The sequence below is a fragment of the Flavobacterium sp. FlaQc-30 genome (assembly GCF_044005885.1).
Lineage (GTDB): Bacteria > Bacteroidota > Bacteroidia > Flavobacteriales > Flavobacteriaceae > Flavobacterium.
The window spans coordinates 248,073-274,758 of the sequence record NZ_JBIPCO010000001.1 but is presented as its reverse complement, the minus strand read 5'-3'; the positions used below and the strand labels follow the sequence as shown (position 1 = coordinate 274,758).

The 26,686-nt window shown below is 31.8% G+C and carries 22 protein-coding genes; 6 read left to right on the top strand and 16 right to left on the bottom strand.

Translation table 11 applies throughout. The features are described 5' to 3' along the window. Positions 1 to 2: 2 nt before the first annotated feature. The 3 genes from ACHRV0_RS01135 to ACHRV0_RS01125 all read left to right on the top strand — a co-directional run bounded on the left by ACHRV0_RS01135 (position 3) and on the right by ACHRV0_RS01125 (position 2,675). Positions 3 to 1,487: a peptide MFS transporter gene (locus tag ACHRV0_RS01135; protein ID WP_089052515.1), complete on the top strand. Its 1,485-nt coding sequence runs from the start codon at positions 3 to 5 to the stop codon at positions 1,485 to 1,487. Positions 1,488 to 1,535: 48 nt separating this feature from the next. Next, on the top strand, positions 1,536 to 2,003 hold the full coding sequence (locus tag ACHRV0_RS01130) for a thioredoxin family protein (protein WP_395439636.1): 468 nt from the start codon (positions 1,536 to 1,538) through the stop codon (positions 2,001 to 2,003). Between the two features lie 219 nt (positions 2,004 to 2,222). Then, on the top strand, positions 2,223 to 2,675 hold the full coding sequence (locus ACHRV0_RS01125; RefSeq protein ID WP_089052517.1) for a hypothetical protein: 453 nt from the start codon (positions 2,223 to 2,225) through the stop codon (positions 2,673 to 2,675). Between the two features lie 19 nt (positions 2,676 to 2,694). Here the strand turns inward: ACHRV0_RS01125 and ACHRV0_RS01120 are convergent, their stop codons facing one another. From ACHRV0_RS01120 to surE, 5 genes are read right to left on the bottom strand one after another with little or no spacing between them, the layout of a single operon-like run. Beyond that, a complete protein-coding gene (locus tag ACHRV0_RS01120) occupies positions 2,695 to 4,731 on the bottom strand; it encodes a ComEC/Rec2 family competence protein (RefSeq protein WP_395439635.1) in 2,037 nt (678 codons plus the stop codon). A 51-nt stretch (positions 4,732 to 4,782) separates the two neighbouring features. After that, the gene (locus tag ACHRV0_RS01115; protein WP_129023909.1) at positions 4,783 to 5,268 is read right to left on the bottom strand and encodes a C40 family peptidase; all 486 of its coding nucleotides are present in this window, start codon (positions 5,266 to 5,268) and stop codon (positions 4,783 to 4,785) included. 10 nt (positions 5,269 to 5,278) lie between these two features. After that, positions 5,279 to 6,394 (bottom strand): lipid-A-disaccharide synthase, encoded by a 1,116-nt coding sequence (gene lpxB / locus ACHRV0_RS01110; RefSeq protein WP_089052520.1) that lies wholly within the window; start codon positions 6,392 to 6,394, stop codon positions 5,279 to 5,281. 36 nt (positions 6,395 to 6,430) lie between these two features. Beyond that, complete coding sequence (locus tag ACHRV0_RS01105) at positions 6,431 to 6,703, bottom strand: hypothetical protein (protein WP_129023910.1); 273 nt, start codon at positions 6,701 to 6,703, stop codon at positions 6,431 to 6,433. Next, a complete protein-coding gene (gene surE / locus ACHRV0_RS01100) occupies positions 6,696 to 7,475 on the bottom strand; it encodes a 5'/3'-nucleotidase SurE (protein WP_395439634.1) in 780 nt (259 codons plus the stop codon). Before surE ends, ACHRV0_RS01105 begins: the two co-directional genes overlap by 8 nt. A gap of 212 nt (positions 7,476 to 7,687) precedes the next feature. Between surE and ACHRV0_RS01095 the strand changes: the two genes are divergently transcribed. The 3 genes from ACHRV0_RS01095 (at position 7,688) to glsA (ending at position 11,826) form a co-directional block, all read left to right on the top strand. Next, positions 7,688 to 9,874: a carboxy terminal-processing peptidase gene (locus tag ACHRV0_RS01095; RefSeq protein WP_395439633.1), complete on the top strand. Its 2,187-nt coding sequence runs from the start codon at positions 7,688 to 7,690 to the stop codon at positions 9,872 to 9,874. A gap of 102 nt (positions 9,875 to 9,976) precedes the next feature. Beyond that, positions 9,977 to 10,756, top strand: coding sequence for a DNA/RNA non-specific endonuclease (locus ACHRV0_RS01090; RefSeq protein WP_129023912.1), 780 nt, complete (start codon positions 9,977 to 9,979; stop codon positions 10,754 to 10,756). A gap of 59 nt (positions 10,757 to 10,815) precedes the next feature. Then, positions 10,816 to 11,826: a glutaminase A gene (glsA, locus tag ACHRV0_RS01085; protein WP_206733601.1), complete on the top strand. Its 1,011-nt coding sequence runs from the start codon at positions 10,816 to 10,818 to the stop codon at positions 11,824 to 11,826. A 65-nt stretch (positions 11,827 to 11,891) separates the two neighbouring features. Here glsA and rpe read toward each other — a convergent pair whose 3' ends face one another. From rpe to ACHRV0_RS01030, 11 genes are all read right to left on the bottom strand, one after another. After that, positions 11,892 to 12,554 carry a ribulose-phosphate 3-epimerase gene (rpe, locus tag ACHRV0_RS01080; protein ID WP_129023914.1) on the bottom strand — a complete coding sequence of 221 codons (663 nt, stop codon included), beginning with the start codon at positions 12,552 to 12,554 and terminating at the stop codon, positions 11,892 to 11,894. A gap of 407 nt (positions 12,555 to 12,961) precedes the next feature. Then, entirely contained in the window at positions 12,962 to 13,825 is an 864-nt protein-coding gene (locus tag ACHRV0_RS01075) for an RNA polymerase sigma factor RpoD/SigA (RefSeq protein ID WP_007804760.1), read from the bottom strand. A 146-nt stretch (positions 13,826 to 13,971) separates the two neighbouring features. Then, positions 13,972 to 15,759: a hypothetical protein gene (locus ACHRV0_RS01070; RefSeq protein ID WP_395439632.1), complete on the bottom strand. Its 1,788-nt coding sequence runs from the start codon at positions 15,757 to 15,759 to the stop codon at positions 13,972 to 13,974. 16 nt (positions 15,760 to 15,775) lie between these two features. Continuing rightward, a complete protein-coding gene (locus tag ACHRV0_RS01065) occupies positions 15,776 to 16,981 on the bottom strand; it encodes a DUF4249 domain-containing protein (protein ID WP_129023916.1) in 1,206 nt (401 codons plus the stop codon). Between the two features lie 5 nt (positions 16,982 to 16,986). Then, positions 16,987 to 19,770, bottom strand: coding sequence for a TonB-dependent receptor domain-containing protein (locus ACHRV0_RS01060; protein ID WP_395439631.1), 2,784 nt, complete (start codon positions 19,768 to 19,770; stop codon positions 16,987 to 16,989). Then, positions 19,771 to 20,517, bottom strand: a complete 747-nt coding sequence (locus ACHRV0_RS01055) for a hypothetical protein (protein WP_129023917.1) — start codon at positions 20,515 to 20,517, stop codon at positions 19,771 to 19,773. Positions 20,518 to 20,752: 235 nt separating this feature from the next. Next, the gene (locus tag ACHRV0_RS01050) at positions 20,753 to 21,004 is read right to left on the bottom strand and encodes a hypothetical protein (protein ID WP_089052531.1); all 252 of its coding nucleotides are present in this window, start codon (positions 21,002 to 21,004) and stop codon (positions 20,753 to 20,755) included. Positions 21,005 to 21,200: 196 nt separating this feature from the next. Continuing rightward, entirely contained in the window at positions 21,201 to 21,947 is a 747-nt protein-coding gene (locus ACHRV0_RS01045; RefSeq protein ID WP_129023057.1) for a LytTR family DNA-binding domain-containing protein, read from the bottom strand. A gap of 1 nt (position 21,948) precedes the next feature. Next, entirely contained in the window at positions 21,949 to 23,682 is a 1,734-nt protein-coding gene (locus tag ACHRV0_RS01040) for an ATP-binding protein (protein ID WP_395439630.1), read from the bottom strand. Positions 23,683 to 23,760: 78 nt separating this feature from the next. Then, positions 23,761 to 24,153, bottom strand: a complete 393-nt coding sequence (locus ACHRV0_RS01035) for a hypothetical protein (protein ID WP_089052534.1) — start codon at positions 24,151 to 24,153, stop codon at positions 23,761 to 23,763. A gap of 255 nt (positions 24,154 to 24,408) precedes the next feature. Then, on the bottom strand, positions 24,409 to 26,544 hold the full coding sequence (locus ACHRV0_RS01030) for a polyribonucleotide nucleotidyltransferase (protein ID WP_395439629.1): 2,136 nt from the start codon (positions 26,542 to 26,544) through the stop codon (positions 24,409 to 24,411). Positions 26,545 to 26,686: the final 142 nt, after the last annotated feature.

Here is a 26,686-nt window from a genome sequence, read left to right as displayed (position 1 = left end):
AAATGGAACAGAAGATTACTTTAGAGGAAATTCAAAATTTTAAAGGCAATTATCCAAAGCAATTGTGGTACTTGTTTTTTGTCGAAATGTGGGAGCGTTTTTGCTTTTACGGAATGCGAGGGGTTCTTGTTATTTTTATGGTAGATCAGCTTTTTTTGAAAGAAGATCACGCTAGTTTACAATACGGTGCAATTCAGGCTTTTGTGTACGCATTTACTTTTATTGGAGGTATTTTTGCTGATAAGGTTTTAGGGTTTAAAAAATCATTGTTTTTTGGAGGAATCGTTATGATTCTTGGAAATCTTTTGATCGCTGTTTCACCTCATGATTTCTTTTACTATGGTATTGCATTTTCTATTATTGGAACAGGTTTTTTTAAACCAAACGTTTCATCAATGGTAGGAGAGTTGTATCACGAAAGTGACGGACGTAGAGATGCTGGTTACGGAATGTTTTATGCCGGAATCAATGTAGGAGGTCTTTTTGGAGGTGCTTTATGTGTTTATTTAGGAAAATATTATTCTTGGCAATTATGCTTTTTGTCAGCCGCAATAGTAATGTTTTTAGGTTTAATAACATTTTTGTTTACTAAGAAATATTTAGGGCCAATTGGAGATTCTCCACTATTAAATCTAGAGCCGGGTAAAAGACGAATTCGCGAAATAGCAGTATACGCTTTATCAATTTTAAGTTTACCGTTTATTTTTATAATGGTAAAAAATACTGATTATACAGATTATTTCATGTATACAATTGGTATTGTTGCGGTTTTGTATTTTGTATATGAATTGTTTAAACTTGGAGATGTAAAAATGCAAAAGAAACTCTTTGCAGCTTTCTTATTTGTATTTTTCTATTTCTTGTTTAATTCGATTTACGAACAAAGTGGTGGTTCATTATCGCTTTTTGCAAAAGATAACTTGAATAATAAATTGTTGTTTTTTAATATTGACCCAAATGTTGTCAATAATAGTTCAAATACCTTTTTTGTAGTTGTTTTAAGTCCTATTATTGGGCTGTTGTGGATTTGGTTAGGGAAACGAAAAATAGAGCCAAATACATTAATTAAATTTGGAATCGGATTTTTATTTCTAGCGGCCTCTTTCTATATATTCTATCTTACCAGATTTTTTGCTGATTCAAAAGGTATAGCGTCATTAAACGTGTTTACTTTAGCTTATTTAGTAACAACAATTGGTGAACTTTGTTTAGGGCCTATTGGAATGTCGATTATTACAAAATTGTCTCCAAAAAGATTGTTTGGAATGATGATGGGATTGTGGTTTTTGGCTAGTGCTTTTGGACAGCTGGCTGCAGGAAAATTAGGTGCCGAGATTTCAAGATCAAATACTGGAGATACTTTAGTCTCTAAATTGCAGTCTTACACAGAGGGTTACTATCAATTGGCAATTTATTCGCTAATTGCGGGAGTTATTTTGATTGCTATTTCTCCAATAATTAGAAAATTAATGCAAGAAGTTAAATAGTTAATTTTTATTGACTTTTTGATTAAATTTGTCAAAAAATAAAAGAACATGAAAAAGATATTCTTAATAACATTGTTTTTGATTGGTGCATTTGCAACTCAAGCCCAAGAGCTAAAGTGGTATACAGATGTTAAAGAAGCAATTACTGTAAGTAATAAAGAGAAGAAACCAATGTTGATGTTCTTTACCGGCAGTGATTGGTGCGGATGGTGTATTCGTTTGCAGAATGAAGTATTGAAAACGGTTGAATTTAAGAAATGGGCAGTTGATAATGTTGTTTTGGTAGAACTTGACTATCCAAGAAGCGTTCCTCAAACACCTGAGTTAAAAAGTCAGAACAACGAATTACAGCAGGCTTTTGGAATTCAAGGATTTCCTACCGTGTTTTTTACTAGTGCAGAATCTAAAGACGGAAAAATTAATTTTAAAGGTCTTGGAAAAACAGGTTATGTTGCGGGCGGACCTTCGGCTTGGTTAACTGTGGCAGAAGAGATCGTTCATCCTAAAAAGTCATAAAAAGAGAAAATAGATTGCTATAAATATAAACTCCTTACAGTAATGTAAGGAGTTTTTTTATGCATAAGAAAAAGATCTTCATTTAGGCAGTAATTAGTGGTTTGATGTTTAAACATCGGTTAAAAAACATATAATGTATTTTTTGTGTTTATTAAATTTGGATAATTAAAATATTATGTTAATTTCGTCACGCTTAACTAACCAAAAAACCAATCTACTATGACTAAAAAATTACTTATCCTACTATTTTTTTTAGGTTCATTTTTTATGCAGGCGCAAAATCTGGCTTGGCGGACAAACATGACAGATGCCATTGCAATCAGCAATGAACAAAAAAAACCAATGTTAATTTTATTCACTGGTGCAGGTGTACCAGAAAATTTACAAAATGAGATTTTTAAAACCCCAGATTTTGCTGTGTGGTCTCGAGATAATGTAGTTTTGGTAAAACTAGACCTGTCAGATTCTTCAGCTTCAGCTACAGATAAAGAGCAAAATATTAAACTTAAAAATGCTTTTGGCGTTGAAGATCTTCCCGAAGTTTGCTATGCAATAGCTTCAATAAGAAAAAATAAAACAACTTTTAGTGCTTTAGGTAAAATTGCTTACAAGCCCGGCGGTGCAAAAGCATGGATCGCTGAATCTAATAATATTTTGCACCCAAGTGAATAGTGAATTTAATTAAGTTTTCTTAGTTTAATTTGTAGAATCCCTTTTCGGCAGTAGCATGAAAAGGGATATTTTTTTTAGCACAGCTTGCCTCCCATGTTTTTTGAATTTTGTATGAATTAGAAGCATCAGCCACAATGATTTTGGGATGAAGATGTGCTAAAACTCGATCAAGATTTATTTTTGGAGATTGTGTTAGAATTAGAATATCGGGTTGTAATTTATCAACGTAAATTCCCGTGCTGTCTATAATGAGAATTTTTTTACCATTAAAAAATAGTGTGTTTTTGATTTTTTTTGGTTCACTCAAAGTCCCAAAATTTCCCACTAAATAAGAATTAAGAATAAAGTTTCTTGTATTAGGTTTTAAAATAGTATCGGCAGCATAAAATGTAATATTTTTTCCTGCCCTTGTGGTTATCAGCGTACTTTTCTTTACGTTGTAAACAATTAATTCATGTTGACCTGCGATTTCTTTTTTAGTATAAATTAAAGACAACTGCAGTAAAATTATAGATAGTACAAATGCGGTAAAATGATTAAAAGTTCTGTTTTTTGACCAAATAATACAGCTGATAATTAGAAAATAAAGAGAAAATAGATAATAGGAGTTAAAGCTTATATTTTGAAAAACAAATGATTCAAACGATGCAACATAATGAATTGTTTGGTTTAAAAGATAAATGCTTTTTTCAAAGATTTCAATAAGAAATATTGGCGGACTTATAAAAATGGCAATTATCATAACGATTATTCCAGCAATCATTATAAAAGATAAAATGGGAAGAATAACAATGTTGGATACAAAAAATAAACCAGGAAATTGATGAAAATAATAAAGACATAGAGGCAGAGTGCCAATTTGAGCAGCAAAAGAAACGGTTAATGCATCCCAAATATAAATTGATACTTTGTTTTTAGGAGTCCATATTTTTTTTAGTTCTGGTTGAAGCCAAACAATAAACAACAACGCTAGATAACTCAATTGAAAGCCAACATCAAACAAAAAATAAGGTTCAAATAGTAATATAAGTAAAATTGAAACAAGGAGAGTATGATAAATATTTCCGCTTCGACGCAAATGATTTCCAATTGCAACAAAAGAAAACATGACAACCGAACGCAGCACAGAAGGCGATAAACCAGAAATTATGGCAAAACCAGCTAATGATATTAATATTGAAATTAATTTAATCGCAGAACCTTTACGAGTATTAGGAATTGGTTTTAAAACAAAAGCAATAAACAGCATTATAAAACCAACGTGTAATCCAGAAACAGAAAGAACATGTGTCGCTCCAGAATATTGATAATCTTTAATTATATCTGATGAAATTTCTTGCTGCTGGCCTAATATTAATGCAAGTGCAACATTCATTTCGTCTTTATTAAAATGTGCACTTTCAAGATTTTTTAGAATAGTCGAATGTAAGCGTCCGCAATAATACCAAATGTCTTTTTTGATGGTTTTACTTATTATAATTTCTGATTTTTCACAATACAATTGCGCATATATTTGTTTGTCTGATAAGTATTTAGAATAGTCGAATTGATTTGGGTTTTTATTAGAAGGAGTTCGCTGTAAAGTGGCTTTTACTCTAAGTATGTTTCCTATAATCATAGGATTGTGCAAGCTGTCTTTTTGAATATTTACTATTATTTTACCAGAATAAACGTTATTGTCAATTTCTTTTATGAGCCCAATGTAGCGATCGCTGTAATTGTTACTTTTGAGTTTTTCGCGAAGTATAAAAGTTATGAAATGTGGTTTTTCGAATGCAGTTTTTGAGTGCGTATAATTCGACTTGTCAAAAGAATCAGTGTGAAAAATCAATACACATATTCCTGTAGATAATGAGATTAGACAAGTGCTTAATCCAAAGTAAGAGTTTGCTTTTGTATTGTTTTTTACTAGAAAATAAAGCAGAAAAAATAAAATCGTGCTAGAAAGAAGAAATGTACAAGCAGTTGAGATAGAAGGCTGACAATAATAAGAGATTATTACGCCTAAAATAAAGCATAACGTAATTTTAACTAAAGGAAAATCTAATACTTTCATGGTTTAAAAGTATTAAATTTACGTAAGAAAAAGAATATAAATTAATTAAAATTACTCAATTACTCGATTGATTTGTGCAAAGGAATTTTGATAATAAGGTTCTTTGGTAGACGAAATTATGACACCTTTTGAGGTGGAAGAATGTACAAACTTTATTTCATTCGAGTTGACTTCAACAATTAGTCCTACATGATTAATTTGCCTGCTTCTGTTGGTTTTAAAAAATATTAAATCGCCTTTTTGAGCATCATTAAATTTTATGACTATTCCAATTTTAGCCTGCTCAAAAGAACTTCTTGGAAGCTTTATATGTTCAGATTCGAATGTAGTAAAAACTAATCCAGAGCAGTCAAAACCGCTTTTTGTTGTTCCTCCAGCTTTGTATTTAACACCAATATTATCCGTTGCTGTTTCAATCAAATTATTTACAACATATCTATTTTCTCGTTTCGATTCTTTTTTGCTTACAGCAGTAGAGGCTGATTTACAAGAAGCAAGCAGCACAGTTAAAAGAAGGAAAAGGAGTATTTTTTTCAAAATAAAAAATTTAAGCTTTTAAATCCGCAACAATAAGTTTAGCTGTTTTTTTACTGGCACCAACTCCGCCAAGTTTTTCTTCTAAAATATCATAGTTTTTAAGCAATTTGGTACGATAAGAAGGTTCAAGTAATTTGTTTAATTCTTCTTTTATGCGTTTTGTATTGCATTCGCTTTGAATTAATTCAGTTACAACCTCTTGATCCATAATTAAATTAACAAGAGAAATGTATTTTAAAGTAATAATGCGTTTTGCAATTTGGTAAGAGATAGAACTTCCTTTGTAACAAACCACTTCTGGAACTTTAAAAAGAGCTGTTTCTAAAGTAGCAGTTCCCGAAGTTACTAAAGCAGCTGTAGAGGAACGTAATAAATCATATGTTTTATTTGAAACAAATGCGATGTTTTTATTCTTTATAAACTGTTGGTAAAACTCAAAATCCTGACTCGGCGCACCAGCAATAACAAATTCATAATCTTGAAAATCGTCAACAACACTCAGCATTACACTCAGCATTTTTGTTATTTCTTGTTTACGGCTTCCTGGTAAAACGGCAATAATTGGTTTTTCACCCAAATTATTTTCTGTTCTAAAAGCAATTTCATTAAAAGAAGGTTGATTCTGAATGGCGTCAATCAATGGATGTCCTACAAAATCAACAGGAAAATGATGTTTGTCCTCGTAAAAACTTTTTTCAAAAGGTAAAATCACAAACATTTTATCAATATCATGTTTTATAGCATTGATACGGTTTTCTTTCCAAGCCCAAATTTGAGGAGAAATGTAATAATGTGTTTTGTAATTAAGTGCTTTAGCCCATTTTGCAATACGCATATTAAAACCCGGATAATCGATAAAAATTAAAACATCAGGCTGAAATTCAGTAATGTCTTTTTTACAGATTTTAATATTATTTAATATGGTTTTTAGGTTAAAAATAACTTCAACAAATCCCATAAAAGCTAATTCGCGATAATGTTTTACTAATGTTCCGCCGGCCTTTTGCATTAAATCACCACCCCAAAATCTAATGTCAGCTTGAGGATCTTCCTCATACAATGCTTTCATTAAATTTGAACCGTGTAAATCTCCAGAAGCTTCACCAGCTATTATGTAGTATTTCATGTTGACCAATTTTTATTGCTGCGCAAAGATAGGTTTTTAAATAATTAGAGTTGAAATTGCTAAAACAATCACCGCCAAAATTACACCTCTTGCCATCATTTCTTTGTTTCTGTTTAAAAGAATTAGAAAAACCGCAAGATCTAAAGTGGTGCCAATCGTAATTACTTTTCCTAAATAACCTTGCTGTTTAATAGTTTGAATTCCTGTCGAAAGATCAAGTGATGTAAAGGTTTTAATGAATAAAAGACTGCCAAGAATAGAAGTCAAGATTCCGATAATAAATCCAATTATAATATCTTTTTTACTCATTTAAATTCCAAGTATTAAGCGGCTGCATCGAATGATGAGCGGTTAAGTCAAATTGTACCGGAACAACCGAAATATATCCATTTTCCAGCGCCCATTCATCTGTATCTTCGCCTTTATCTTCATTTACAAATTTACCTGTAAGCCAGTAATAATCCTTTCCAAAAGGAGTTTGTCTTTTGTCAAATTTTTGAGAATAAAAAGCTTTTGCCTGACGACAGATTTTTATTCCCTTAATTTCTTTTTGACTTAGTTTTGGAAAATTTACATTTAAAACCACACCTTCAGGCAGTTTGTTAGACAGAGTTTCTAAAGTTATTTTCTTCACAAAAGCTTTAACAGGTTCAAAATCGGCATTCCAGTCAAAATCCAAAAGAGAAAAACCAATTGCTTGAATCCCTTCAATTCCAGCTTCAACAGCTGCGCTCATAGTTCCAGAATAAATCACATTAATAGACGAGTTAGATCCGTGATTGATTCCTGAAACGCATAAATCCGGTTTTCTTTTTAAAATTTCGTTTACCGCTAGTTTTACACAATCAACAGGCGTTCCAGAACAGCTGTATTCTGTAATTGTATCTTCATCTTTAGAAATTTTGTCTAAAAACAAAGTGTTATTTATAGTAATAGCGTGTCCCATGGCGCTCTGTGGTTTATCTGGAGCAACAACAACAACATCGCCAATTGTTTCCATAACACTTATCAAAGCTCTTATTCCTGGTGCAAGAATTCCGTCGTCGTTTGTTACTAATATTAAAGGTTTTTGAGTACTCATGCTGTGATTTGTATTTTTAATTTATCAAAATTAAAGCTTATTAAAACAAATGTAGTAACAGATTTTGGTAGAATACTAACAAATAAATAAAAATTGTAAACTAAATTCGGGAAGACTTTTGCGCATCAAACATTTTTATATCTTTAACAAAAAATTATAGTGAACTTGGCATGTTGGCATAGTTTTTACCGTAACTTAGATTAAAAAATTTGATGAATGCTATTATTAAGTTTATGAAAAGAAATTATAAAATCCTTATAGCCGTATTATGCTTGTCTCTGACCTTGTTTGCTTTTAAAATAAATGCAGACAAATCTGGCGATCCGGATCCAAATAGAGATAAAACACTTCTAGAATTACTAGCGTTTGTTATTGAAAAAGGACATTACAGCCCGGCTGAAATAAATGACGAATTTTCTAAGGGTATTTTTAAAGATTATATCGAAGCATTAGATCCTTCTAAAAGGTTTTTTCTTCAATCAGATATTGATGAGTTTAAGCAGTATGAATTAATGCTTGACGATCAGTTTTTGAATAAAGATTTGACGTTTTTTAATTTGACGTACACAAGGCTGATGAAAAGAATGGAAGAGAGTAAAAAACGTTACAAAACGATTTTAGCGCAGCCATTTAATTATAACACTGACGAGACTTTTAATTCAGATTATGAGCATCTTCCTTATGCAAAAAACTTAACAGAGATCAATGAAAGATGGAGAAAACAAATTAAGTTATCTACACTTTCATCGCTTGTTACAAAACAGAAAATTGAAGAGGAAAAAAAGAAAAAAGATCCAGCTTACAAAGAAAAAACATTTGACGCTTTAGAGAAAGAAACTCGTGACAGCTCATTAAAATCTTTAGATGATAACTTTAGTGTTATTAAAGATTTGAATAAAGATTATTGGTTTTCAGTCTATTTGAATTCAATTATGGCTCGTTTTGATCCGCATACAAGTTATTTTGCACCAGAAGAAAAAGATCGTTTTGATGTAAATATTAGTGGAAAATTAGAAGGAATTGGAGCAAGATTAACTAAGAAAAATGATTTTACACAAATCGATGAATTAATTTCGGGCGGACCAGCTTGGAAAGGAAAACAACTTGAAGCAGGAGATTTGATCTTGAAAGTTGCTCAAGGAAATGAAGAGCCGGTAGATGTAGTTGGAATGCGTCTTGATGATGTTGTGAAAAAAATTAAAGGACACAAAGGAACTGAAGTAAAACTAACGGTTAAAAAAGTAGACGGAAGTATTAAGGTTATTTCGATTATTAGAGATGTTGTCGAAATCGAAGAAACGTATGCAAAATCTAGTATTGTTGAAAAAGACGGACTAAAATACGGGGTTATTTATCTTCCTAAATTTTATATCGATTTTGAAAACAAAGACGGTCGTGATGCAGGAAAAGATATTGCTCTTGAAGTAGAAAGATTGAAAAAAGAAAACATAAACGGAATCGTTCTTGACGTTCGTGATGATGGCGGTGGATCTCTTTCTACAGTTGTTGATATTGCTGGTTTATTTATTGAAGAAGGACCAATTGTTCAGGTAAAATCTGCAGGAAAAAAGAAAGAAGTTTTATACGATAAAGATAAAAAAATAGAGTGGGACGGACCATTAGTAATTATGGTAAACAGTTTCTCTGCATCGGCTTCTGAAATTTTGGCTGCGGCAATTCAAGATTACAAACGTGGTGTTATCATCGGAAGTAAACAAACTTATGGTAAAGGAACAGTTCAAAATGTACTTGATTTGAATCAGTTTGTTCGTAACGCAAATTACGGAGACTTAGGAGCGTTGAAAATTACAGGTCAAAAATTCTATAGAATTAACGGAGGTTCTACACAGTTAGAAGGCGTTCACAGTGATGTTGTTATGCCAGATCGTTATGCTTACCTGAAAATGGGAGAACGTGATATTGACAATGCTATGCCATGGGATAAAATAGATCCAGCGGATTACAGCACTTGGACTTCTAATGAGAACTTTACTAAAGCAATTCAGAATAGCAAAAACAGAATTTCACAAAGTCCTCAATTTAAATTGATTGAAGATAATGCGAAATGGATTGATGTTAAAAATAAAGAGAACACGTACAGCTTGAATATTAAGAGTTTTAAAGAAACTCAAGAACAAGTTGAAAATGAAGGAAAAAAATACAAACCAATTTCTGATTATAAAAACAACTTAGTTTTCAAATCATTGCCTTATGAAGAAGCTGAAATGAGCACTGATGCAACTTTGAAAGAGAAAAGAGATGTTTGGCATCAAGCTTTGTCTAAAGATGTTTATGTTGAAGAAGCTTTGAATGTTTTAGATGATTTGCAATCACCAAAGGGTTATGTAAAAAATACAGTTTCTCCAAAGATGAAAAAGGATAAATTGGTAAAATCTTAGTTCTCGATAGAATTAATTTGTTATTAAAAAAACGCTCCATAGATTTAAATATTTATGGAGCGTTTTTTGTAAGTTTATTTCAAAAATAACGACTGCACTACAATGAAGAATTATATTATTTTAGGTTTATTGGGGATTACATTATTTGGGTGTAAAAAGGAAAATATTGACGAAAAGGAAACGGTTCTGAAACAAACTTCTTTTGTTCCAGTTCAAAATGTAACTGATTCTTTGTATACGGCAGTTTATTTGCCAACATCGACAACCAGTCAAATTGTAAAGCATAAATATTATACGTTATCTTATAATGAAAAATTTGAGCAGGCAGAGTGGGTCGCGTATGAATTAAAAAAAGAGTATTTGAAAAATGCAGATTATAAACGCCCTTATTTTATAGAAGATCCAAAAGTTACTACCGGTTCTGCAGACTGGAGAAATTATAAAAAATCAGGTTACGACAAAGGTCATCTTTGCCCGGCAGGAGATATGGAATTTAGTGAAGAAGCTTATAATGATACTTTTTATACATCGAATATTTCTCCTCAAAAACATGATTTCAATAGTGGAATTTGGAATAGACTAGAGCAAAAGACACGTTACTGGGCAGGAAAATACAATGATATTTATGTGGTCACTGGCGGAATTTTGAAAGATTCGGATAAAAAAATAGGAACAGAGAAAGTTTCTGTTCCTAAATATTTTTATAAAATTGTCTTAGCTAAATCAGGGAAAGAACATAAAGCGATTGCTTTTTTGGTTCCTAATGAAGACAGTGATAAGTCAATTTATGATTTTGAAGTTCCTATTGAAACTTTAGAAAAAATGACTGGCATTGACTTTTTTCCGAATTTGAAAAACTTAAAAAGCAGTAAGGATTTTTAATTAAATAATGTCCTGTTATAAATTAATATAGAATACAAATAAGAATGCAATTTTTTAGAATGAAGAAGCAAATGATTTTTGTTGGTTTAATGATCGTTTTTATCATAAACCAAGGCTATAGCCAAACATTATTGAATAAAAAAAATATAGAAAATACACTTAATGAAGCCTTTAATAAATTTAAAGATTTAAAAGAAGGAAAAAATGCAGACTATATTAAAGAGCTGGCCAATGTAGATCCCAATATTTTTGGTATTGCACTTGTTACTGCAGACGGAGCGGTATACACAAAAGGTGATATAACCTCAATGGTTTCAATTCAAAGTATATCGAAAGTATTTACTATGGCAAAAGTAATTGAACAAGAAGGACCTCAGTTTTTGGAAGACAAAATAGGTGTAAATGCGACTGGGCTGCCATTTAATTCTATTGTTGCGGTAGAAATGAATAAAGGGCAGAAAATTAATCCTCTTGTAAATCCTGGAGCTATTGCGGCCACAAGTCTTATTAGAGGTAATGATTCTATAGCAAAATGGAAAGAAATTCAGAAAATTCAGAGTGATTTTGCAGGAAGGCAACTCTCTATAAATCGTCCTGTTTATATAAGTGAGGCTGGTGATAATTTACGAAATCAAGCTATTGCACATTTGTTATTGGCTTATAACAGAATATATTTTGATCCAGTACAAGCAACAGATATTTATACGAAACAATGTGCATTGAATGTAAATGTAAAGGATCTTGCAACAATGGCAGCCACATTGTCAAATGGAGGTGTTAATCCTATTACAAAGAATAAGGTGGTTAGCCAAGCGACCGTGATGTATACCTTACCTGTAATGGCAACTGCGGGTCTTTATGATAATTCTGGAATTTGGTTATTTAATTCTGGGCTTCCGGCAAAGAGCGGCGTTGGAGGAGGGATGCTAGCAGTGTGTCCTGGTAAATTTGGAATAGCTGTTATTTCGCCGCCATTAGATAACTCTGGAAATAGTTTGAAAGCTCAGAAAGTGATTCAGTATGTTGTAGAAAAACTTAAAGCAAATCCTTATTGGGTTGATCCTAAGTAGGTATCGAGTAAAAAAAAGAAAAGTCCAAAATTATTTTTGGACTTTTCTTTTTTTGTTTTTGAAATTTAAAAAGTAGTAAGGACTTTTAAATCGGCAATTGTCTGAGTTGGATTTTCGGCTTTAAAAACAAAGCTTCCTGCTACTAAAACATCTGCGCCTGCCTCTACTAATTGTTTTGCATTTTTGTTCGTTACACCGCCGTCAATTTCAATAATTGTCGAAGCATTTTTGCGTGTAATTAAAGCTTTAAGCTTTCTTACTTTATCATACGTGTTTTCGATAAACGATTGACCTCCAAAACCAGGATTAACACTCATGATGCAAACTAAGTCAATATCGTTAATTACATCTTCTAGTAAATCAATATTAGTATGCGGATTGATGGCAACTCCTGCTTTCATTCCCTCTGCTTTAATTGCTTGAAGTGTTCTGTGTAAATGTGTACAGGCTTCGTAATGCACGCTTAGAATATTAGCTCCTAAATCAGCAAAAGTTTTAATGTAGCGATCTGGATCAATAATCATTAAATGCACATCGATTGTTTTTTTTGCGTGTTTTGAAATGGCTTCTAAAACAGGCATTCCAAAAGAAATATTTGGAACAAAAACGCCATCCATAATATCAATATGAAACCAATCTGCTTGGCTGTTGTTTATCATTTCGATATCACGTTGTAGATTAGCAAAATCCGCTGCAAGGACAGAAGGAGCAATAAGTGTATTTTTCATTGTAGTGTGTTGTTTTTTTGCAAAGATAATTTTTTTAACCGCAAAGAGCGCAAAGAATTACGCACGGTGCATTAAGTTTTTTTTTCACGCAGATTTAGCAGATCTGATTAAATTATTCGCAATAAATTCAGCAAAATGAATCTGGTAAATCTGCAAGATCTGTGAGAAGATTTTTAATCATTTTAATCTGTGAAATCTGGGGCTAAAATCTTGCGAAAGTTGGACTTAAAAAACAAGTAAAATAAAAAACTCCGGTAATCAGCCGGAGTTTCAATCATCAATCAAAAAACGAACAGTCAATCAAACTGTTGTTTGCTTTAATACCAATATACGAAATTTTGAAACAAATTCCAAACTCCAATAATTTTTGGAATTTGGAATTATTTATATATTGGAGTTTTGGGTGATTACCCAAGATAAGTTTTAAGAATTTTACTTCTTGAAGTATGTTTTAATCTACGGATTGCTTTTTCTTTAATCTGACGAACACGCTCACGAGTTAGGTCGAAAGTTTCTCCAATTTCTTCTAAAGTCATTGGGTGTTGATCGCCAAGACCAAAATACAAACGAACAACATCAGCTTCTCTTGGAGTTAATGTTTCTAATGAACGCTCAATTTCAGTACGTAATGATTCGTGAATTAATTCTCTGTCAGGGTTTGGAGATTCTCCAGAACGTAAAACGTCGTAAAGATTAGAATCTTCACCTTCAACAAGAGGTGCATCCATTGATAAGTGACGACCAGAGTTTTTCATAGACTCTTTTACGTCATTTACTGTCATGTCAAGTTCTTTTGCAATTTCTTCAGCAGAAGGCGGACGCTCGTTAGATTGCTCTAATAACGCATACATTTTGTTGATTTTATTGATAGAACCAATTTTGTTTAATGGTAAACGAACGATACGAGATTGTTCTGCCAATGCTTGAAGAATCGATTGACGAATCCACCATACAGCGTAAGATATAAATTTAAAACCACGAGTTTCATCAAAACGTTGAGCCGCTTTAATAAGACCTAAGTTTCCTTCATTAATTAAATCAGGAAGAGTTAATCCTTGATTTTGATATTGTTTAGCAACCGATACAACGAAACGCAGGTTGGCTTTTGTTAATTTTTCTAATGCTCTTTGATCACCTGCTTTAATTCTTTGTGCTAATTCTACCTCTTCATCAGCGGTAATTAGGTCAACTTTTCCGATTTCTTGTAGATATTTATCTAACGATGCAGTTTCACGATTGGTTACCTGCTTGGTGATTTTAAGTTGTCTCATGTTATTTGTGTCCTCAATTTTTAAGTGTACAAATGGTTATACGTGAGAAGATGCAAAAAGGTTACAATTAAATGAAAATAATTTTATTTTTTTTAGCAATTTGGTCAAAAAAAAAATCGGTTCAAGAATTGAACCGATTTTGATATTTATTTTACTGTAATGTTTTTTGTAATATATACGGGCTTTCCTTCGTCTGTAAAACCTTCTAAAACAACTTCAAAGTCACCTTTAAGGTCTGAAGTGTAGAAAGATAAAGTTTCTTCTTTTTCATCTAAAGATAAAGTTGGCTCCCAAAGTAATTGGTACCTATAATCTGGAATTCGTTTTAGATTATTTCCCGCACTATAATCAGGGTTATAATAAATTTTTGCAGGATTTGGTCTTTGCACTTCAGTTGGTTTCATGTATTTTTTGACAAAATTTATAGCAAAGTCACTGTTTTTGGTTTCAAAACTTATTAAGCCTCCGTATAATTTTGGACCATAAGCATAAGGTTCATTAATAAGGCTTACTTTGTCTACATTTCCCATATTATAATCAAATAAATCACTTGAATCTTGTATAAGAAGTCCATCGACGATAATTAAAGGGGGTCCGTAAGCAGTTAGATCTTTATGACCATTTCGTACAAACAATTGATTTTTATCGTTAACACGTCTGTAATAAAGTTCTAATATGATTTCTACAACATTCTCCTTTAGGGTTGGGAAGCGAGTATAGTCATCAAGAACATATGTTTTTTCGATGCTGTTAAAAAACGGACTGATAACTGCTTCTTGTATCAAGCTGTCTTTTTTCGTTTGATAATAGGCGTTTTGAATCTGACTTGCAGTAGAGCGCTCTTCAATATCTTTTTTAAGATCTTCAGTTAGATTGAGTTTTGATGAAAATTGCAGTCCTGAAGTATCAAGTTTTGGTAATGGATCTAAAAGCACGGTGAAATCTGAAGGGTTTTCATCGAGAACCTGAATAATCGCATTTGAGAAATTTGGAAATTGATCTAATAAAAAAGTGAATTTCCCCTTAGAGTCTGTTTTAACTATTTTTAAAACATATTCTTTTCCAGGAAGCGAAATCGACAGTGATTTATTATTTAAATCTTGATTGGTTTTTGATACAATTGAACCAGTAATTAATTCTGCTCGAAGTTCTGGAATAAATAAAAACGAACTAGGAGAATAATCGCTGTAATTTTGAGCTGTTTTTTTTACAAACTCTTGTGGAGTTGTTTGTTTTAAAGCAGGAATTTGATCTTTCTTTCGAACAGAAATAGAGTAATTTCCTTTTTGGGTTATTTCAGTAAGTGATTTTACTTTAATGCTCGCTTTATCTCTTGTGTAATAACTGTTTTTATCTAGTTCAAAATCGATTCTTTTTTCATTATCAAGATTTGAATCTGTTGAGATATTAGTTGATGATACACTGTTCTTTAGTGTATTGTCAAAAGTTACATTAGCATTAGGTTCTTGAGTTTGAAATGGATTTATGATGAATAAATCTATTTCATATGTTTGAGATTTCGGATTGTTTAACATCCATTTTGTATAGGCAATTAACTTATAATTTCCTGTTTTTAATGTTGTTGGTATAAAATAATCCCCTGTTCCAATTCCTTTGTCAAGATAAACTTTGTTTTTTTGAAATGATTGTTTTTCATTATCAACAAGTTCAATATAAGCTATTTTGCTTATTAAACTTGGTTTGTTATTGATAGGGTTCAAACAATATAATTTGTAGAACAAAGTTTCTCCGGTTAAAAAAGTTGTTGTGTTCGAATGAAGAAAAATAGTTTCTTGTGATGATTTGGTTACTGTATTATTTTTGTTTTGCTGCGCAGAGACAAATAAGCTGTTTGCAATCAAAAGTGTTAAAACCAATAATTGTTTAATTCTTTCCAAAATGTATGTCTGGTTATAGATTAATAGTTGTTTCATAGATGATAAAAAAGAATTATTCTATCCAAAAAGTTGGAACCATGTTAGATGAAAAAGTAGTGCAGTCACCACAAGGTGCTTTTACCAAAAAGTATTTACTTTCATGATCCCATGAAAACAGAGTTCTGCCTTTGCTTCGAAGGGAGGAACGTAAAATTTGGCCTGTACAAGGAAGGTCTCCTGGGCAATCGATGTATTCTTTTAGATCACAATCTTCTATATAGTAAGGAGGTAAGTTATCATTCGGAAATAAATCTTTATAGTTGAAGTAAATTCGATCCGAAGAAACGGCCGAAACTTCAAAAAATCCAATTACTTTCTCATTAGGATTTTCTACAGATTTCATATTACCGTAAAAGAATCCAGGCTGTTTTGGCGAAAGAATACTTTCAGATGTAGATAATTCTCTCAATGTTTTATAAAAAGTATAAGCTGCTAAACTTTGAACATACTGTTTTACGAAGATGCTATAACGATGTGAGATGATATAATTTTGATCGCTGATAAAACGAACAGGATAGTGTACACGATCTTCGCTTGAGGTGCTGGTGTTATTAAGAAGAATAGCATCAGAAGTTTTAGAAGAATAACATGTTTTAGCTTCTTTGACTCTATTGGTTACTACAATGACTTCTCTTTCTGGAGTAGTAGGAGTTCCTGGGATTACGTTAATGTTTGCTTCTTGATAATACCACATAGGTGCTATGATTTTGTACGTTTCAGTATATTCATATCTATAGTATTTTGAAGTATTGGCAGGATCGTAACTATTTACATTTATTTGAACTCCACGCTGTCCATCAACAGTTTCGACAGTTGCAGTCATATTGTCAATTTTAGTTTCTGTAGTTAGAAGCTGTTCATCCGAAGTGTAATTTTTTCCTTCCCTTGTTTTAATGTTTAGTTTGTACTTTGTTCCAGGCATTGCTTTAAACGGTGTAAGCGAAACATAGAGACTGTCGTTTTCTTTAAACTGATACTCATTGCCTTTATCATCTGTGATAAAAACATTAGCTCCTTTCTCAAATCTAGGACCGGTTTCTTCTAATTGATAAACTTGAGAAACTCTTATAGTTTGATTTTTAAGTTCGTTTGTGATTGTTCCTTCAACAACTAGAGCGCTTTCAAAATCGGTAGTTTTAAAAGCATATTGTTCTGTACAGCTTGTTATGGCAAGCGATAGAAGAAGAAAAACGGAGATTTTTATTTTAAAATATTTCATAATTATTAAAACTTGAAATTATAAGTAATACTAGGAATTGGAACAGAGAATATTGAAGTTTTATAGGCTTTAATTTGTCCTTTATCCGTTACGAAAAATACTGAATAAGGGTTGTTTCTGCCTAAAACATTATAAACTGAGATGTTCCAGAAGCTATGGGTTAATTTTTTTATTTTATGATTTCCTTCAATGTTTAAACCTACATCTAATCTGTAATAATCTGGAATTCTAAATTTATTACGATCGCTGTAAACGGTATATTGTGCATTTCCATAATCATACTTTCCAACAGGATACGTTATTGGTCTTCCGGTTTGATAGATGAAGTTACTTGAAAAACTATAACGTTTTGTGATTCTATAGTTTAAAACCGCACTAAAATCATGGGGTTTGTCAAAATTAGATGCGAAGAATTTACCGTCATTTACTTTCTCTTCATTAAATTGAGAATTTAGTCTAATTAATGATCTAGAGTATGTATATCCAAGCCATCCGTTAAGTCTTCCTACTTGTTTTTTTAATAATACTTCGATTCCATAGGCTTTACCATCTCCTTGAAGAAGTTCGGTTTCTATATTATGATTTAATAACAAATCAGCACCTACTTTATAGTCTAATATGTTTCTTGATTTCTTAAAGTAACCTTCTACACTTAATTCTAACTCGTCATTTTTTAGATTCTTATAAAGACCTAGCGAAAATTGCTGAGCACTTTCTGGCTTTACATTTAAATCTGAAAGCTTCCAAATATCTGTTGGAGATTGTGTAGTGTTGTTTGATAAAAGATGGATGTATTGATACGTTTTGTCATAACTGGCTCTAACAGAAAAATCGTCTGTTATAAAATAGCGCGCAGCAACTCTAGGTTCAAATCCGCCATATCTTTTAATTACTTCGTTATTGCCAAATGTTTTAGTTTCTACTACAGTAGCATCACTTATAGGAAGATTTTCGTCATAAACCCTTTGAGTAGATTTTCCTAATGCAGCAAATGACGAGTATCTTAGACCAAAATCGACTAAGAATTTATCTGTAACTTTAAAATTATCACCAACATAAATAGCAGATTCTAAACCTCTTTCTTTGTCTATTTCAATAGGAACTAGGATAGATTCAGGATTTTTAGGGTTTAAATATCCAGGATTAATGCCGTAAAGTTTAGTTGAAATTCCGTAACTAATTTTATGCTTTTCGCTGTATAAGTAAATCATTTTTAAAGCGGCCTGCGTATCATTGATTTTATAGCCAAAATCAAAAGCATTTACACCGTCAGGCTGATAATCTATATTAAAGCGATACTCACTATTGGTAAAGAGAAGTGATCCTTTGTTTTTCTCATTAAAAGTGTGATTCCATTTTAAAGTTGCTAGTCGATTGCTGTATTTGTACAGAGAGTCTGATGAAACACTAAATTTATCGTGGCTGTAATAAGCTGTAGCCTCTATGTCATTATTGGCGTTTATTTTATGATTATATTTCAAAATGAAGTCATAGAATGATGCCTGACTATTTTTTAATTTTTCATCATCCAGACTTTTTAGAATCCAGTTAGAATAACTGGCTCTTCCTCCAGCAACAAGGCTTGATTTGCCTTTTACAACTGGTGTAGAAATCATTACATTGCTTGTTGCAGGACCAATTCCAGCTTCACCTTCAAATTTATTGAAATTTCCAGTTTTTGAGGTTATGTCAAAAACAGATGATAGTCTGCCTCCAAACTCAGCAGGAATACTTCCCTTATAAATATCTACTTTTTTTGTTGTGTAAGGATTTAATGCTGTAAAGAAGCCGAAAAAGTGAGATGGATTATATAAAACGGCATTATCTAATAAAAATAGATTTTGATCTTCTTTTCCTCCTCTTACATTATATCCAGAAGAACCTTCTCCAGATGTTTTGATTCCCGGCAGTGTCAATGCTACTTTTAGGATGTCACGTTCGCCAAGAACTAATGGAACATTTTTAATTCCTTCAGCATCAATAGTTGTAACTCCTGTAATTGCCGCTTTTGCATTTTTACTTTTATTGGTATTAATTAAAACTTCGTCGAGCTGATTTACGTTGTCAACAACCATAAAATTAAGGGTACCGTCATTGTAAACCATTATTTTTTTAGACACTTTATCGTAAGCAAAAGTTTCTGTTTCAACTGTGCTGATACCTGGCGGCACTTGCAGTTTATAATGTCCGTCGTTATCCGTAATAGTTGAAAATTCGGTATTTGGAATTTTTACTACAATATTTGCAATTCCGCCTTTATTTTTACCGCCCCTAACGTATCCTGAAAGAATATAACTTTTCTTTTTTTGGTTTTTTACTTCTTTACCAATAAGTATAATATCCTTAATGTTCTTGTTAGGATTACGAGAATTTGTTTTTTTTACCGAGTCAAATTGCTGATAAAAAACAGGAGCAAGAGCTAATCCGTTTTCATCTCTCTCTAGCGGAATTCCAAAGTAATCGTCTGCCAGCTCATTATATATGATGCTGTTATTGGTTAATATGACTTTATTTTCGGCAACAAAAAAGTTAATGTTAGTGTTTTGAAAAACATCTTCAAGTATTTCGGCTATACGGACTTCTTTATACTGTTTTGTAATAGAAGTGCTGTCAGATTCTAACCATTTTTCGTCGTAGTAAAATTTAAAATATGAGGTTTGTTCAATATTTTGAATTGCAGTTTTAATGTTAGCGTTTTTAAGTTCAACAGAAACTTTATCACTAATGACTTGTGATTGTATATTGTATTGAAAGGCTAATAAAAAGAATAGGAGAGTAATTTTTTTCATTTAGTTAGAACTTTTTTTTAAAAAAAAATTATTGATTTGTTTCGTTAGATTTTCCATGTATTGAGTTTTATCTAATCGTGCTAACTTTCTATTGGCGTTGTAGTAATTATTAATTTCTTTTTTAATAGAAGGAAAGATTCTTTTTATATCTTTTTGTGAGTCAGCTTTGTAGAAAAAACCATTGTATTTTAAGAGATAATTTATTTTCTCAATAAAATTGTAATAGACTCCATCTGTCTGAAAAACTTCTATTTTTTCTTTATGATATTTAATGAAAAGTGAAACATCATTGCCAACATATTTTTCTTCGTAAATACCTTTTACAATATTTGGAAATTCAATGCTTTCAGATCTTAGATTGACAAATTTTTTATTATTGATGTAAAAAAAATCAACTTTGTCCTTAACAATATTCATAGCTAAGTTATCTGTTTGTTCTTTATGCTTGAAAATTACCTCGTCTTTAAGGATATCGTATTTAAGATAAGAGTTGGAATAAATTTCTTTTTCAAAGCTTATATCGCCGACGGTGAATTCGTCGAGATAATATCTGTGTTTGTTTGCAATTGGACGAAGCGGCTCACTGTGCAAAACTCCGTTATTAATATTTAAGTTGTCTTTTCCAACGGCATTGTCAAAATAATCATACAATGATGATTGGTCATTGGACTGACAATAGGAATAAGAGGTCGTGAGTAATGTGCTTAATATCAGTAGATAAAAAGCCTTTTTTTGATGATTTTTCAAAGGATTTTGTGGTTTTGATGATTTGTTTTTGATTGGAGCCAAATATATCAAAAAAAATATGTTAACCTTTTAGAATTTCTGTTAAATTGTGATAATTTATTTACTTTTTGTGATTTTGCAGAATATTATAACAATTTTTTTAAGACATACGACATAAATAAAAACCCTAATCAAGCTAATGAATAGGGTTTTTGGCATTAATGAATTGAGGGCAAATATTATCGTTTAAAGGAATTTATTCGTAAGAATCATCCGTACTGTCTAGGATTTCATCAAATATCTTTTTTAATGATTTTAAATAAAGAGGAAACGAAAGTGCCAGCAATACATATTCTATTCTTAAAACAGTTATGTCGTCTAGTATTCGGTATAAGCATGGAATAATAATGACTAAAGAAACTGCGACCCCAATCCAAGGATTATTTATTATCTTTTTTATGGTTGGCAAAAGTTTCATTTCGGTTTTCTGATTTAATGTGATTCTCATCTACTTTTTTATTAGTTTCTTGATGTAAAAGTAATTTCGATTTCAAATTCATATCTTAAAAATGTCATGAAAGCCGTTTTTCTTGTCATGAAAAGTACAGTACTTGCTTTCGAAGGAATAATAGGGAGTAAAAACGAAAAAATCCTCTTGAAATAAAGAGGATTTTGGAGAGGTATATTTATTTTAGAGTTTTCAATTATGATAAAACGTTCATCTTTTTTATGAAATCTTTATAGGTGTCACTCAAGGTTATTTTGTGATTTCCTTTTAAAATAATCAAATTATCGGCAAGAATGATTTCTTCTATTTTTTCTGAATTTACAATTGTGTTGCGATGCGTTTTTATGAATTTGTTTTTATCTAATAAATCACTGATTTTGGTAAGCGAAATCAGGATTACAAATTTCTCCTTTTCAGTTATAATATTACAATAACGTTCTTCAACCTCTATATAGAGAATATCAGTTAAAGCAACTTTTTTCAAAGTGTTCTTTTTCTTGATAAACAAAAAGTCGTTACTGATTACTGTGTCTTGTTCTTCGCTCAAAAAAACATTCGTTTGTTCGTAAAACTTTTCAACAGCCATTTCTATAGCATATAGAATTTCCAGCTCATTAAAAGGTTTCATTAAAAAACTAAAAGGTTTTGTGAGTTTAGCTCTTTCAAAAATCTGTCGGTCTTGAGAGCTTGTTAAAAACACAAATGGCTTTGATGCATTTGGAATTATATTAATTGATTCTGCAAAAGTAATTCCGTCTGGTTTTCCGTCTAGAAAAACATCAATCACAATAATGTCAACTGTTTTTTCGTAAAAAAGCTGTAGAGCATCTGTAAAATTTCTTGCCACTCCTGCAATTGTATAATTATTTTCAAGGAGTACTTTTATTAAAGCATCACTTTGTTCCGGAGTGTCTTCTATAATTAAAACATTAATATTATCCATACTATTTTGCTTTAGGTAATCTCATTATCATTTTAGTTCCTTTGTTGATTTCGCTTTCAATAAAAAATGTACCGTCATTTTTTTTGATCATTTGTTTACATAATTGTAAACCTAATCCAGTTCCAATAATTTCGGAGTTCTCTTTTTTTGATAATAAGTCAGTATCTTGAAGTAATTCATCAATGCTGTTTTGACTCATTCCAATTCCAGTGTCCTCAATTATAATCTCGCAAAAATCGGAATCTATTTCTTTAGTATAAAATTTAATTTGACCATTTTGATTGCTAAACTTAATGGCATTGTCTAGTAAGTTTCTGAATACAATTTTTAATGAGTCAAGATCTACAAATAAGAAGATGCTTTTTGAAACCAAATTTTCAAATGTTATTCCTTTGTCTAAAAGTAAAGGTTTGTAGTTGTATTCGATTTGTTGAATTATAGAGTATAAATGAACAGATTCTTTATGAAAGTACAATTGTTTGGTTTGCAATAATGCCCAGTGTAATAAATTATCTAATAAACTGTAAGTGCCGTTTGCGATGCTGCTGTTCTGGATAATTAATTGATTTAATTCGTCGTAATTTTTAGTCTCTAATGTCGCAGATAATTTAGAATTACTGGTTTTTAATGCATTTACAGATGAACGCAAGTCGTGACTGACGATTGAGAATAGTTGATCCTTAGCCGCGTTTAATTCATCAAGTTTGTTTTTTTGTAATAAAATGATTTTGCTGTTTTTTACTTTTTGGGCATAGAGATAAACTCCTCCGGTTATAATTAACAGAAGGCCAATTGCAGAGAAAAACAAACCATTACGCTGTGAGTTTTTTAGTTTGTTTTCGATCTCGAGTACTTTTATTTGTTTTTGTTTTTGAGTGACAGCGAATTTCTTTTCAAAATCAGCTATTGCCCAAATTTTACTTTGATTATTGAGGGAATCTTTCCATCGTTCAGATTCTTTTCTGTACTCTAAAGCTTTTTTAAAATTGCCTCTGTTTTCTTCTACAGTTGCCATATTGAATGCAGCGTTTTCCTTTTTGTCAAAGTCTTTTGTTTTTTTAGAAAGTAAATACGCTTTTTCAAAATACGGAATAGCCTCTTTGTCTTTGTATTGGGAATAATATAAATTAGCAATATTTTGATACAATAATATGAGTGAGATTGTGTCGTTTTCTTTCTCTTTTATTTCTTTACTTTTTAGTAAATAATTTTCGCTTTTTGTGAACTCATTTAGGTGCAAATAGCAAACTCCAATATTTTCATAAACAACACTTATTTTGTAATCTTGATTGTTATTTTTGGTTGAGTTTTTTTCGACTTCTGTAAAATAGCTAATTGCTTTTTTAAATTCTTTGAGTTCTAATGCGACTTCACCTAAAGTTTTATTTACTAACGGATAAAATGAGAATTTTTTTGAAACTAAACTCATTTCTGTTTTTGATTCCTTAAACAGTTTTAATTCTCTAAAGGAACATCCTCTTAAAAAATGACAGTAATCAGCGAGCTCTCGATTTTTTCCAGAGCTGAGCTGTTTCATGGAATAGACTAGAGTAGAATCCCATTTTTTGCTAGAAAAAAAATGTTGCGCTTTATAGAAATTTATATCTTCTTTAAAATGTGTAGTGTTTTTTTTAAGCGCTTCGCTAAACGAAGAGATATTGGTTTGTGCTTTGGCAGAGTATGAGATGAAAAATAAACACAGAACTGAAAGAGTAATAGTTTTAAGTTTGTGCATTTTACAATATTTTAGTTGATATTATTAAAATATGGCGAGCAAATAAATTGCTGCGCCATATTGTTTTAATTTATGGTTTTAACTGCCAACTCCTGTTTTTGTTCCTCGCGAAGTTTCAGGATCAATGTCTTTTAAGTATGAAACTACCTCTGTAATATTGGTTACAGTATCTGAGGTATAATCTAATTCAACGTACCAAACGTCGCAGCTTTCTGGTGTTTCTTCAGAGAAATCGTAATCAAAATAAACTTGTAGAGCATCTTCAATTTCAGTAGGTTCTTCTACAGTTGGATTGTTTGGGTCTAGAGAATTGATGTATAATGTAGCTCTAATTTTTAAGGTAGGCACTCCATTTGGTTCATATAATTTTACTGAAACTAAAGGAGGAACTGGATAAGTAACATTTTTGGGATCTAAAAAAATAAAATCTTGAGAATTAATTCTGGTGTTCTGTATTACATTATAGGCCATAATTATGGTTTTAGGATTAATTATTTGTTATTGGTAGGTTAAAGATATTTTTTTTCTTTTAATAAAGTGAGGAAAAAGAGGTGTTTTTTAGTTTGTTTTTGTTTTTTGCTCATTAAAATATTTATGAGCATGACTTTTTTATTGAAAAGGCAATTATGAAACTGGATTAGTTATGGGATAAAAAACGAAAAACCCCAATTCAACTAAATGAATCGGGGTTTTCTATGAATAAACCTTTAGTAAACTAAGATCTGATTACTCTTTTTTCTCCTCACGTGGAGGTCTTGGAACAAGCGCTTTTTTAGACACTTTTTCTTTTTTAGTTTTAGGGTCAACTCCTAAGTATTTTACTTGGAAAACATCTCCCATTTTAACTACATCAGCAACGTTTTCGGTACGTTCCCAAGCTAGTTCAGATACGTGAAGCAATACTTCATTTCCTGGTGCAGCAGTATATTCTACTACAGCTCCAAAATCAAGCATTTTGATTACTTTAACTTCGTAAGCTTCTCCCATTTGAGGTTTGAAAGTGATAGATTGGATTTTTGCCAATACCGCTTCAATTCCAGCAGGATCTGTACCTAAGATTTCGATAACACCTTGCTCGTCAACTTCGTTGATTACAATAGTTGTTCCTGTAGCTTTTTGTAATTCTTGAATTACTTTTCCACCAGGACCAATTAAAGCTCCAATAAAGTTTCCAGGAATAGTTCTGGTAATGATTTTTGGTGCGTGAGCTTTTACGTCAGTTCTTGGTGCAGCAATAGTTTCAGTTAATTTTCCTAAGATATGTAAACGTCCATCACGAGCTTGAGCTAAAGCTTGCTCCATAATGTCATAACGTAAACCATCAATTTTGATGTCCATTTGACAAGCTGTAATACCGTCAGCAGTTCCAGTTACTTTAAAGTCCATATCTCCTAAGTGATCTTCATCTCCTAAAATATCAGACAATACAGCAAATTTCTCTCCATCAGTAATTAATCCCATAGCAATACCAGAAACTGGTTTTACCATTTGAACTCCAGCATCCATCAAAGCCATTGTTCCGGCACAAACTGTTGCCATAGAAGAAGAACCGTTAGATTCTAAAACCTCAGAAACAACACGAATTGTATAAGGACAATCAGCAGGAATCATATTTTTTAATGCTCTTTGAGCTAAGTTACCGTGACCAACTTCTCTTCGTGAAGTTCCTCTTAGTGGTTTTGCTTCACCAGTTGAGAAAGGAGGGAAGTTATAGTGTAAGTAGAATTTCTCTTCACCTTGTTCAGATGGAGAATCGATTTGGTTTGCTTCTCTAGAAGTTCCTAAAGTTACTGTAGCCAAAGCTTGAGTTTCTCCACGTGTAAATAAAGAGGATCCGTGAACTCTTGGTAAATAATCAGTTTCACACCAGATTGGTCTGATATCTGTAGTTTTTCTACCATCTAAACGAACGCCTAATTCTAATACTACATTACGAACAGCTTCTTTGTTTGTTTTGTAGAAATATTTTGAAACTAAATCGCCATCAGCAGCTAATTCTTCTTCAGTAAATAAAGCTTTTACTTCTTCTTTTACTTCAGCAAATGCAGCACCTCTTTCGTGTTTAGCTGAACCAACTTTTGCAATTGCATAGATTTTATCGTATGCTGCAGCTTTTACTTTTTTGTGAATTTCTTCGTTTTCTTTCTCACCTTCGTAAGTACGAATTTCTTTTTTACCAAAAGCTTCTTGTAAACGGTATTGAGCTTGAATTTGAACTTTAATAGCTTCGTGAGCAAATTTAATAGCTTCGATCATTTCAGCTTCTGAAATTTCTTTCATCTCACCTTCAACCATTGCTACAGAATCCATAGAAGCTCCGATCATCATGTCGATGTCTGATTTTTCTAATTCTTCTCTGCTTGGGTTGATAACTAATTTTCCGTCAATACGTGCAACACGTACTTCAGAAATTAAATTGTAAAATGGAATATCTGAAACTGCTAATGCTGCAGAAGCAGCTAAACCAGCTAATGCATCTGGCATAACAGTTTCGTCATGAGACATTAATTGAATCATAACTTGAGTTTCAGCATGGTAATCGTCTGGGAAAAGTGGACGCAAAACACGGTCAACTAATCTCATTGTCAATACTTCGCTGTCGCTTGGACGAGCTTCTCTTTTAAAGAAACCTCCTGGGAAACGACCTGCTGCTGCAAATTTTTCGCGGTAATCTACCGTTAATGGTAAAAAATCAACGCCAGGGTTTGATGTGCGAGCTGAAACTGCTGTTGCAAGAATCATCGTGTCGCCCATTCTTACTACTACCGAACCGTCAGCTTGTTTTGCTAAACGACCCGTCTCGATTGTGATGCTTCTGCCATCACCTAAATCGATCTTTTCTACAAATAATTGTGGAATCATAATTTTTCCTTATTGGTTATACAATGGGTTTTAGTTGTGTTGTAGTTGTTGTTGTGTGTAGTTGTTGTTTCTAAAACCCAATGAAAAACCAAACTTTTTTTCTTATAAATGCTTGTAATTAAATACAATTCTGTAAAAAACA